The sequence below is a fragment of the Stutzerimonas tianxiuensis genome, assembly GCF_053470365.1.
Genome location: NZ_JBPVWS010000010.1, coordinates 103,083 through 114,784, shown reverse-complemented (window position 1 = coordinate 114,784; position 11,702 = coordinate 103,083). Strand labels below are relative to the sequence as shown.

Here is an 11,702-nt window from a genome sequence, read left to right as displayed (position 1 = left end):
ACTTTTTCCTTCGTCACGGGCACTCGTCTCCATGGCTCAATACGTCTACACCATGCATCGGCTCGGCAAAGTCGTTCCGCCGAAGCGTGAAATCCTCAAGAACATTTCCCTGTCGTTCTTCCCGGGCGCCAAGATCGGCGTGCTCGGCCTCAACGGCTCGGGCAAGTCCACCCTGTTGAAGATCATGGCCGGGGTCGACAAGGAGTTCGACGGCGAAGCGCGAGCGATGCCCGAGCTGAATGTCGGCTACCTGCCGCAGGAGCCGGAGCTGGACCCGAACAAGACGGTTCGCGAAGTCGTCGAGGAAGCTGTCAGCAGCATCAAGGATGCCCAGGCGCGCCTTGACGAGGTCTACGCCGCCTATGCCGAGCCCGATGCCGATTTCGACAAGCTGGCCGCCGAGCAGGCCAAGCTCGAAGCGATCCTGCAGGCCAGCGATGGCCACAACCTCGAGCGCCAGCTGGAAGTCGCCGCCGACGCCCTGCGTTTGCCGCCGTGGGACGCCAAGGTCGAGCACCTGTCCGGTGGTGAGAAGCGCCGCGTAGCGCTGTGCCGTCTGCTGCTGTCGGCTCCCGACATGCTGCTGCTGGACGAGCCGACCAACCACCTGGACGCCGACTCGGTCGCCTGGCTGGAGCACTTCCTCCACGACTTCACCGGCACTGTCGTCGCGATCACCCACGACCGCTACTTCCTCGATAACGTGGCCGGCTGGATTCTCGAACTCGACCGCGGCCAGGGCATCCCCTATGAGGGTAACTACTCCGGCTGGCTGGAAGCGAAATCCAACCGTCTGGCGCAGGAATCCAAGCAGCAGTCGGCCCACGAAAAAGCCATGAAGGAAGAACTGGAGTGGGTGCGCAAGGGCGCCAAGGCCCGCCAGGCGAAATCCAAGGCCCGCCTGCAGCGCTTCGAAGAACTGCAGTCGCAGGAATTCCAGAAGCGCAGCGAGACCAACGAAATCTACATCCCTGCCGGCCCGCGTCTGGGTGACAAGGTCATCGATTTCCACAATGTGACCAAGGGCTACGGCGACCGTGTACTGATCGACGACCTTTCGTTCAGCATGCCCAAGGGTGCCATCGTCGGCGTGATCGGTGGCAATGGCGCAGGTAAGTCGACATTGTTCCGCATGATCATGGGCAAGGAGCAGCCGGATTCAGGCAGCATCGAGATCGGCGACACGGTGCAGGTGGCCTGCGTCGACCAGAGCCGCGATGATCTCGATGGCAGCAAGTCCGTGTGGGAAGCGGTGTCCGATGGCGCCGACATGATCCGCATCGGCAACTATGAGGTGCCCTCGCGCACCTACGTGGGGCGCTTCAACTTCAAAGGCGGCGACCAGCAGAAGTTCGTCAAAGACCTTTCCGGCGGTGAGCGTGGTCGCTTGCACCTGGCATTGACGCTGAAGGAAGGCGCCAACGTGCTGCTGCTCGACGAACCCTCCAACGACCTCGACGTGGAAACCCTGCGTTCGCTGGAAGAGGCCTTGCTGGACTTCCCTGGCGCGGCCATCGTGATCTCCCACGATCGCTGGTTCCTCGACCGTGTCGCCACGCACATCCTCTCCTATGAGGATGACGGCAGCATCGTATTCTTCGAAGGCAACTACACCGAGTACGAAGCCGATCGCAAGAAGCGCCTCGGCGATGCAGCTTCTCAGCCGCATCGGGTGAAATACAAGAAACTTGCCCAGTAGCAAACCATAGCGGAGCCGAAAGGCTCCGTTTTTGTGTGGCGAAGCGCCTCTGGTGGCAACTGGCCTGATGCCGGATAATCCCGGTTTTCGACGCTTGGCACGACACTTGGATGTCAGGCAGCAATTGCAAGGGAAGTCAGGATCACCATGGCAGCACTGGGAATACGCGGCAAGTCACTGCTGGCGTTGCTATTGACCTTCCTGCTTGCAATCGGCGTCACCGTGCTGGTGGGCCGCGAAGCGTTGCAGGGCGTGCAGAATCGTTTTGGCGAAGCCTATGCGCGAAACGTGGTTCAGCTCAACCGCGAACGGCTGTTCGCACCGGTCACCCGCGAATTGGCCTTGGCGCAACGCCTTGCCGAATCTCAAATCACCCGTGCCTGGCTGCTCGATGAGAACGATCCGGCCAAGCGTGCTTTGTTCTTCCGCGAAGCGGCCGGTTATCAGCGCGCGCTGAGTGACCATTCCTACTTTGCGGCATCCGCAGCGAGCAACCGCTACTACTCCAACGGCGACCAGCAACCTCCCAGCGAGGCGCCCCGCTATGAGATGAAGCCCGACGCGCCGCAGGATGAATGGTTTTACGTCACCCTGCGTTCGGATGCGCCCTACCATCTCAACGTCGACCGCTCGGCCGTCACTGGCGACCTGAAGATCTGGTTCAACATCCTGGTCCGGGATGGTGAGCGCCCGCTCGGCATCGTCGGCTCCGGCATCAGCCTCAAGGCGTTCGTAACCCAGTTCATCGAAGAGGACAAAACCGGCGTCGAGTCGATGGTCCTCGACAGCCACGGCTCAATCCTGGTCCACCCTGATCAGAACCTGGTTACCCTGAACGCTGACACCTCCCAGGGCCGCTCGCTGTCCACCAGCCTGCTTGGCCAGCTCGACGATATCGACCAGGCCAACGCACTGCGGCAAGCGATGCGCTACAGCCGCGAACACCCTGGCGAGACGACCACGGTGGAGGCGAGTCTCGATGGCGAGCCACGCCTGCTGGCGCTGACCTGGATTCCGGAACTGCAATGGTTCGTCGCCAGCGCCGTGGATCTGAGAACTGCCCAGGTGATCGAACTGAGGCCCCTAATGCCTGCGCTGGGTGCCGTATTGCTGCTATTGCTGCTGCTCATCGCGGGCGGCGCCTGGCTGGTCGACCGTCGCGTACTCAGCCCGTTGCGGCAACTGCGCAAGAGCGCTCAGGCCATCGCTGCCGGACACTACAACGCGCCGCTGCCGAGTGAACGGGACGACGAGATCGGCGAACTCAGCGCTGCGTTTCGCAGCATGGCGCTGAAAATTCATAGCCATACCAGCGAGCTGGAGAGCCGCGTCGACGAACGCACACGTGAACTGCAGCAGGCCAACCGCGACATGGCCGCCGCACACAAGAAAATCGAGGACTCGATCGATTACGCCAGCCTTATCCAGCACGCCATCTTGCCCAAGCGCCAACTGGTGGCCGATCTCGATGAGCGCTACGCGGTGCTCTGGCACCCCCGCGACGTGGTCGGCGGCGACTTCTACGTCTATCGCGCCACCGAACAAGGCTGCCTGCTCGGCGTGGTCGACTGCGCCGGCCACGGGGTGCCCGGCGCCCTGATGACCATGCTCGCCCACGCTGCCATCGAACAAGCCATCGCCGATGCGGGCCTGCACGACCCGGCGGCTATTCTTGCGCGCACTGACGGCATCGTGCGCAGGATGCTGCGCGACGACACGACCCAACAGGCACTCGCCACCAACATGGACGTAGGCCTCGCCTACGTCGACTTCGGACGCCGCCTGGTGGTCTACGCTGGCGCCAAGGTTGCGCTCTACTACAGTGATGGCGAAAGCCTCGAGGAGCTGCCGGCCGGACGCCGCGCCATTGGCGACCGACGCGTAGGCGAGTACGGGAATGCCGAAGTCGGGCTGAAGCCGGGCCGCACCTTCTATCTGGCCACCGATGGCTTCCTTGACCAGGCAGGTGGCGAGCTCGGTTATGGTTTCGGCAATAGCCGCTTCGCCGATATGATTCTGCGTCATGCCCGCCTGCCCATGAACGAACAGGGGGCGGCGTTCAAAGCCACCCTGGACGAATACCAGGGCGATTACCCCCAGCGTGACGACATCACGATGTTGTGTTTCCGTTTCGATTGAGCGCCATTCACCGGAGTCGAGTTGCCCCATGGAAACCCTTGACCTGTTCGCCATGCGCGAAAGCTACAACCGACAGCAGATCATGCTGTGCTTCAACGGCCCGATTTCGCGCAGCCTGATCGAGGAAATCGGCAACGCGCTGCGTAACTACCTCGCGGCTGATCATGCCAACCCGTCGTCGGCGATGGATGTGTTCGCCGTGTACATCGAGATGACCCAGAACATTCGCCATTACGCCAAGGTGCGTAACTGGGCTGATCAGGAGGCCGGCGCGACAGTCGTGGTCGCCCGCAACGATGCCGACGGACGCTACGTGGTATCCGCCGGCAACCTGATCGAGACCGCGGACGGCGAAGCGCTGATCGCCACCATCGAAGAGCTGGCCCGCCTGGACAAGACGCAGCTCAAAGCTCGTTACAAGGAACAATTGCGCAAACCGCGCGAAGACAACACTGTCAGCGGCGCAGGACTCGGCCTGATCGACATCGCCCGCAAATCCAGCGAACCGCTGAAAGCGTCGCTGCAAACCGTCGCCAACGGCCGCTCGTTCATCAGCCTGAGCGCGGTCATCTGACTTACAAGAGCCAACTGCACATGAATGATTTCTCCATTGCCGGCAGCCAGTCATCGCCCGCCATTCAGTCCGACTGGGAAACCGGCGTGCTCGCCATGCAAGGCGACTCCTACCCGGAAAACTCCTATGAGCTTTTCCATCAGGTCATCGAGTGGATCGAACGTTACCTGGCCGAAGCCGGCCGCCCGCTGCGCCTGGAACTGCACCTGCTCTACCTCAACACCAGCAGCATCAAAGCCGTGATGGACATCTTCGACCTGCTCGAAGCGGCCCATCAGGAAGGCAAGGCAGTGGCCGTCAACTGGCACTACGACCGTCGCAACGAACGTGTGGTAGAGCTGGCCGAAGAGTTCAAGGAAGACTGCACCTTTCCATTCATGATCCTCAGCCACGATTAGAAGGTCCTTATGCGCGGGCAGAATCCGCTGGAAAGTCAGGTTTTGGAGTCGCTGTCCGACCCCGAGAACCAAGGCCATCCACTGCATGAAACGCTGGGTCAGCTGTGGGAGGCACACCACAGCCTGCTCAACCGCATCGAGCGAATCGCCCGGGTCTCCGACGGCTACCAGAGCATCGTCCGCGACCGCGAGATGACCCTTTCGGCCCGTTTCGACAAGCAGCTGCGGCAGCTGGAAAAGGTCGCACGCATTTCAGATCGTTATCAGACAATGCTGCGTGACCTGAACATCGCACTGAAAGAAGCCTCCACCCATGACGCCCTCACCGGCATCGCAAACCGCCGCTTGCTTACCGAGCGATTGCGCGAAGAAACCGAACGGGCCAAGCGTTATTCACGTCCGCTGTGTGTGGTCATGGTCGACATCGACCGTTTCAAGGCCATCAATGACGACCATGGTCATGAGGTCGGTGACAATGTGCTGATGGAAGTGGTGCGGGTGATGGAAGCCGAGATCCGCGAGCATGACCTCTGCGGCCGCTGGGGTGGCGAAGAATTCCTCCTGCTGATGCCGGAGACCTCGACCGAAAGCGCAGTGCGGATAATGGAGCGGTTGCGTCAAGCCGTCGCCAAGCTGCGGGTACGGGTCAATGACGACTCGCTGTCGGTAACGGTGAGCCTGGGCATGGCGCAGCTGCGACACGATGAAAACTACTCCAGCGCCATCAACCGAGCCGATGTGGCACTGCTGCGCGCCAAGCGCAACGGCAGGGACCGCTACGAGCTGGCGGACTGACCGTACAACACCTCGCATCGTCAGCGCTCAGTCGCTGAAAACGCCGGTTTTGCCGCTCAGCCCGGCGTTCCCCATCGCCCAGCGCAATAACGCTGGCGACCTTCTGTTCACATCGGTGCGATGAATCTCATCGCACCCAGCAAGTACTGGTAACGCACCCGCCTGCAAGCGGGCGCGCCACCGGATAACGCCGGCGCTTAGTCGTTGATCTGCTTCAGGTAGCTCGCAGGCTCAGCGCCGAGGTTGTTCAGCATGCGCTCGCTGTACCAGTCGATGAAGTTGACCACACCGAACTCATAGGTCTTCGAGTAAGGGCCGGGCTGATAGGCCGTCGAGTTGATCCCGCGCTGGTTCTCTTCCGCGAGGCGACGGTCCTGGTCGTTGGTCGCGTCCCACACCTGACGCAGGCGCGCCACGTCGTAGTCGACACCTTCGACCGCATCCTTGTGAACGATCCACTTGGTGGTAACCATGGTCTCCTGCGCGCTGATCGGCCACACGGTAAAGACGATCACGTGATCACCCATGCAGTGGTTCCAGGAATGCGGCAGATGGAGGATACGCATGGAGCCGAGCTCGGGATTCTGAATGCGGCCCATGAGCTTCTTGCTGCCCTGCTTGCCGTCCATGGTCATCGAGACCGTGCCCTTGAGCAACGGCATGCGCACGATGCGGTTACGCAAACCAAAGCTGGCGTGGGCATAGGGAATCTTCTCCGCCTCCCACTTGGCGGCGGAATCGGCAACGTGATCCTTGAACGCCTGGCTGGCCCGTGGATCGGTGACGTCGTCCCACTCCAGCAAGGTATTGAGCAATTCCGGATGCGCGCCGTTGCAGTGGTAGCACTCGCGGTTGTTTTCCAGCACCAGCTTCCAGTTGGCCTTTTCCACCAGGGTGCTCTGTACCGCCACCTTGGTGTTCTCCATGTCGTACGGTTCCATGTAATGCGACAGGGTGGCCAGGAAGTCGTCGATCGCTGGCGGGTTCTCGGCCAGGGAGATGAAGATGTAGCCGCCAGCCGTCTTGCACTGCACCGGCTTCAACCCGTACTGGTTGAGATCGAAGTCAGCGCCCATCTCGGTGCCGGCGAACAGCAGCCGACCGTCCAGCTCGTAGGTCCACTGATGGTAGGGGCAGACCAGCTTGGCAACCTTGCCCTTGTCGCTGGTGCACAGCCGTGAACCACGATGGCGACAGACGTTATGGAAGGCATGGACCGCACCTTCCGCACCGCGGATAACCAGAATCGGGTTAGTGCCGATCTGTAAGGTCAGGAAATTGCCCTTGGCGGGTATTTCGCACGTCATGCCGGCGATCAACCATTCCTTATGGAAGATCTCCTGCATGTCGATCTGGAACAGCCGTTCATCGCTATAGAACGGCTGCGCCAGAGAAAAATTCGGCTCGCGTGCCTGCAACATCTCGGCCGTGGCTTTGCGCGCGGCTTCGAGTGGATCGCCCAGGCTCAGGTTGGAAGTGACATCCATCGGTTGCTCCTCAAGCCGGCCGCGCCTTGCAGGCGTCTGTGGCTGGCGACAAAAGTGGCTATTCGGTTACGACGCAAGGCGGCGAGCCGGACGGCATCAGCGCCGTCAAATAGAGAAGCGGCTCCAGCGAATCACCCCCCTGCTCGGCTGGAACCGAGTGTGTCGCGGCGCAACAGGCAAACCTTATCCATGGGCGACAGGCGCGCATCCGTTTCCGACGCGCAAACGCCCATGACATCGGCCTGGTCGCGATAAGCATGCCGATGTCGCGGGTAGGTAAGTGACGCCGCGACGTGTTACGCACAATTCTGTGCCATAAGGGCTATGCGGCGTGGAGTCGCAGTCCCGGAAAAGGGGCCCAACGGGTCGATGTAGCAGCGCGCAATCGAGGTGAGCATGTCCAGTAATTTCCTCAATCCGGTCAATACCCAGACATGGACCAACGGCCGCCATCTGGTGCGCTGCGTGAAGGTGATCCAGGAAACCTGGGATGTCCGCACCTTTTGTTTCATGTCCGATCAACCCATCATGTATTTCTTCAAGCCGGGCCAGTTCGTGACCCTCGAGCTTGAAATCGAAGGGCAGCAGGTGATGCGTTCCTACACCATCGCCAGCTCACCCTCGGTGCCTTACAGCTTTTCGGTGACGATCAAGCGCATCCCCGGCGGCAAGGTATCCAACTGGCTGCATGACAACCTCAGTGAGGGTGACCAGCTACCGGTGCACGGCCCCGTCGGGCTGTTCAACGCCATCGACTTTCCTACCGAGAGAGCCCTGTTTCTGTCCGGTGGCGTCGGTATCACACCGGTCATGTCGATGGCCCGCTGGTACTTCGACACCAACGCCAACGTCGACATGGTGTTCGTCCACAGCGCCCGCTCGCCAAAGGACATCATCTTTCACCGCGAGTTGGAGCACATGGCCTCGCGGGTCAACAACTTCAGCCTGCACATCATTTGCGAGAAACACGGCATGGGCGAGGCCTGGGCCGGTTATCGCGGCTACCTCGACCAGCGCATGCTGGAGCTGATCGCGCCGGACTTCGCCGACCGGGAGATCTTCTGCTGCGGCCCGACCCCGTACATGAACGCGGTCAAGCGACTGCTGCAGGCCAATGGCTTTGACATGCAGCACTATCACGAGGAGTCCTTCGGTGCGACGCCGGCAGACGTGCGCGAAGACGTCAAGGAACTGGCCGAACAGGCAGCCGAGGCGCCCGATGTACCGCTAGCCGACCTGAATCAGGTGGAATTCACCGCGACCGGCAAGAGCATTCGCGTCGGCCCGCGCGACACCGTCCACTCGGCTGCCGCGCAGCTCGGCCTGCACATTCCCAAGGCCTGCGGCATGGGCATCTGCGGTACCTGCAAGGTATTGAAGACCTCCGGCGAGGTGGTCATGGAGCACAACGGCGGCATCACCGATGAGGACGTGGCCGAGGGCTACATCCTGTCGTGCTGCAGCGTGCCACAGGGCGACGTGGTCATCGACTACTGAGCCAGGGCTGCACGGGCGGAGCCATTCCCCCGTGCAGCATCCCCAGCGCCACCCATCTCAACCGCTGCGCTGCATTGACAGCGTGCGTAGCGCAGGCTCATCGCGCATGTCGCCCAACTGAGAAGCGACATGCTCGACTGGCTGATTTGCCGGCCACAGCCAGCGCATCGCCTCGCCATCGACCCCTCTGACACCTCATCCCCGCCCCGTCGCGACCCTTATCGCCCCTGCGTTACCCCATCCGGCCCAACGCGCAAGCGACTTCTGCGCTGCGGAATCGGCGTGCGCAAACGGCCAGCCGGCGCGCGCGACCGATTACTTGCGCGAGATTTCCGAGAGCGACGACAGCATGTCGCAAACGAACTCCCGCAAGACGCAGGCAGGCATCTTCCCACCAAGGCCCAGCCCTACCATCGCATCCAGACACACCAAGGCCTTCACCGAGGCGAATGGCGCCGTTGCGCCTTTAGGAGATCCGCGATGTTCAGCAAGCAAGACAAAATCCAGGGCTATGACGACGTACTTCTGGCGGCGATGGATGCCGAGGAAGCGCGTCAGGAACATCACATCGAACTGATCGCCTCGGAGAACTACACCAGCAAGCGCGTGATGCAGGCCCAGGGCAGCGGGCTGACCAACAAGTACGCCGAAGGCTATCCGGGCAAGCGTTACTACGGTGGTTGCGAGCACGTCGACAAGGTCGAGCAGCTGGCCATCGATCGCGCCAAAGAGCTGTTCGGCGCCGATTTCGCCAACGTCCAGCCGCATTCGGGCTCCTCGGCCAACAGCGCCGTCTACCTGGCGCTGCTCAACGCAGGCGACACCATTCTCGGCATGAGCCTGGCCCATGGCGGCCATTTGACGCACGGCGCCAAGGTCAGCTCGTCCGGCAAGCTGTACAACGCCGTTCAGTACGGCATCGACACCGACACCGGCCTGATCGACTACGACGAGGTCGAGCGCCTGGCGGTCGAGAGCAAGCCGAAGATGATCGTTGCCGGCTTCTCTGCCTACTCGAAGACTCTGGATTTCCCGCGCTTCCGCGCCATTGCCGACAAGGTCGGGGCGCTGCTGTTCGTCGACATGGCGCACGTGGCGGGCCTGGTCGCGGCCGGCTTGTACCCGAACCCGATTCCGTTCGCCGATGTGGTCACCACCACCACGCACAAGACCTTGCGCGGCCCACGTGGCGGCCTGATCTTGGCCAAGTCCAACCCGGACATCGAGAAGAAGCTCAACGCCGCGGTCTTCCCGGGCGCCCAGGGCGGCCCGCTGATGCACGTCATCGCAGCCAAGGCCGTGTGCTTCAAGGAAGCCCTGGAGCCTGAGTTCAAGGAATACCAGCAGCAGGTGATCAACAACGCCAAGGCCATGGCCAAGGTGTTCATCGAGCGCGGCTACGACGTGGTCTCGGGCGGCACCGACAACCACCTGTTCCTGGTCAGCCTGATCAAGCAAGGCATCACCGGCAAAGATGCGGACGCGGCCCTCGGGCGCACCGGCATCACCGTCAACAAGAACGCCGTACCCAACGACCCGCAATCACCGTTCGTCACATCCGGGCTGCGGATCGGCACACCAGCCATCACCACCCGCGGACTCAAGGAAGACCAGAGCGTCGAGCTCGCGGGCTGGATCTGCGACATCCTCGATCACCTCGGTGATGACGATGTCGAGGCCCAGGTGGCTCGCCAGGTCGCAGGGCTGTGCGCCGACTACCCGGTGTACCGCTGATTCGAAAGGTGGAAGGCGCTGCTGTCTTCCACCGCCAGTTGTTGGTGGATCGCTGAGGGGGTGACCCCGCTACGAGTCGCAAAACCGCTTCGAGGCGGTCGTTTTTCCAGGAGCATTCGACATGCAACGTTATTCCGGCTTCGGCCTGCTCAAGCACTCATTCAGCCATCACGAAAACTGGCAGCGCATGTGGCGCAACCCCAAGCCCAAGCCGGTCTACGATGTGGTCATCGTCGGCGGTGGCGGCCATGGTCTGGCCACGGCGTACTACCTGGCGAAGCAGTTCGGCGTAAAGAACGTCGCCGTCATCGAGAAAGGCTGGTTGGGCGGTGGCAACACCGCGCGCAACACCACCATCGTTCGTTCCAACTACCTGTGGGACGAATCGGCACGTCTCTATGAACACGCGATGAAGCTGTGGGAAGGCCTGTCCCAGGACATCAACTACAACGTAATGTTTTCCCAGCGCGGCGTGTTCAACCTCGGTCACACCCTGCAGGACATGCGCGACATCGAGCGCCGGGTCAGCGCCAACCGCCTCAACGGCATCGACGGTGAAGTGGTCGATTCCCGGCAGGTGGCGGAGATGATCCCTTACCTGGACTGCTCTAAGAACACCCGTTATCCAATCCTCGGCGCCTCGCTGCAGCGCCGCGGCGGCGTTGCCCGTCACGACGCAGTGGCCTGGGGTTATGCCCGCGCCGCCGACGCCCTGGGCGTCGACCTGATCCAGCAGACCGAAGTGATCGGCTTCCGCAAGGAAAACGGCGTGTGCATCGGCGTGGAAACCAACAAGGGTTTCATCGGCGGCAAGCGCGTCGGCGTGGTCACGGCCGGTAACTCCGGGCACATGGCCAAGCTGGCCGGCTTCCGCCTGCCGCTCGAGTCGCACCCGCTGCAGGCGCTGGTCTCCGAGCCGATCAAGCCGATCATCGATACCGTGATCATGTCCAACGCCGTGCATGGCTACATCAGCCAGTCGGACAAGGGCGACCTGGTCATCGGCGCCGGCATCGACAGCTACGTCGGCTACGGCCAGCGAGGTTCCTACCCCACCATCGAGCACACCCTGCAGGCGATCGTCGAGATGTTCCCGATCCTCTCGCGGGTGCGCATGAACCGCCAGTGGGGCGGCATCGTCGACACCACTCCGGACGCCTGCCCGATCATCGCCAAGACCCCGGTCAAGAACCTGTTCTTCAACTGCGGTTGGGGTACCGGCGGCTTCAAGGCCACGCCGGGCTCGGGTCACGTCTTTGCCGCCAGCCTGGCCAAGGGCGAGATGCACCCGCTGGCCAAGGCGTTTTCGATCGAGCGTTTCTACAACGGCGCGCTGATCGACGAACACGGCGCGGCTGGGGTCGCACACTGATTTTGTG

The 11,702-nt window shown here is 62.0% G+C and carries 9 protein-coding genes; 8 read left to right on the top strand and 1 reads right to left on the bottom strand.

What is annotated here, in order from left to right:
- Nucleotides 1-31 precede the first annotated feature (31 nt).
- From ettA to siaD, 5 genes are all read left to right on the top strand, one after another.
- Nucleotides 32-1,699, top strand: a complete 1,668-nt coding sequence (ettA, locus tag ACSSNI_RS14230; RefSeq protein WP_102837918.1) for an energy-dependent translational throttle protein EttA — start codon at nt 32-34, stop codon at nt 1,697-1,699.
- Between the two features lie 147 nt (nt 1,700-1,846).
- The gene (gene siaA, locus ACSSNI_RS14225) at nt 1,847-3,838 is read left to right on the top strand and encodes a biofilm regulation protein phosphatase SiaA (RefSeq protein ID WP_200638298.1); all 1,992 of its coding nucleotides are present in this window, start codon (nt 1,847-1,849) and stop codon (nt 3,836-3,838) included.
- A gap of 28 nt (nt 3,839-3,866) precedes the next feature.
- Nucleotides 3,867-4,412, top strand: a complete 546-nt coding sequence (gene siaB / locus ACSSNI_RS14220; RefSeq protein ID WP_148926895.1) for a biofilm regulation protein kinase SiaB — start codon at nt 3,867-3,869, stop codon at nt 4,410-4,412.
- A gap of 20 nt (nt 4,413-4,432) precedes the next feature.
- Nucleotides 4,433-4,810, top strand: a complete 378-nt coding sequence (gene siaC / locus ACSSNI_RS14215; protein WP_200638297.1) for a biofilm regulation phosphoprotein SiaC — start codon at nt 4,433-4,435, stop codon at nt 4,808-4,810.
- A gap of 9 nt (nt 4,811-4,819) precedes the next feature.
- Entirely contained in the window at nt 4,820-5,605 is a 786-nt protein-coding gene (siaD, locus tag ACSSNI_RS14210) for a biofilm regulation diguanylate cyclase SiaD (RefSeq protein ID WP_148926897.1), read from the top strand.
- 197 nt (nt 5,606-5,802) lie between these two features.
- Here siaD and gbcA read toward each other — a convergent pair whose 3' ends face one another.
- A complete protein-coding gene (gene gbcA / locus ACSSNI_RS14205) occupies nt 5,803-7,092 on the bottom strand; it encodes a glycine-betaine demethylase subunit GbcA (RefSeq protein ID WP_102837923.1) in 1,290 nt (429 codons plus the stop codon).
- 396 nt (nt 7,093-7,488) lie between these two features.
- Between gbcA and gbcB the strand changes: the two genes are divergently transcribed.
- From gbcB to ACSSNI_RS14190, 3 genes are all read left to right on the top strand, one after another.
- Nucleotides 7,489-8,589: a glycine-betaine demethylase subunit GbcB gene (gbcB, locus tag ACSSNI_RS14200; protein WP_102837924.1), complete on the top strand. Its 1,101-nt coding sequence runs from the start codon at nt 7,489-7,491 to the stop codon at nt 8,587-8,589.
- Between the two features lie 480 nt (nt 8,590-9,069).
- Nucleotides 9,070-10,323 (top strand): serine hydroxymethyltransferase, encoded by a 1,254-nt coding sequence (gene glyA / locus ACSSNI_RS14195; protein WP_148926899.1) that lies wholly within the window; start codon nt 9,070-9,072, stop codon nt 10,321-10,323.
- 121 nt (nt 10,324-10,444) lie between these two features.
- Complete coding sequence (locus ACSSNI_RS14190; protein ID WP_102837926.1) at nt 10,445-11,695, top strand: sarcosine oxidase subunit beta family protein; 1,251 nt, start codon at nt 10,445-10,447, stop codon at nt 11,693-11,695.
- Nucleotides 11,696-11,702 lie beyond the last annotated feature (7 nt).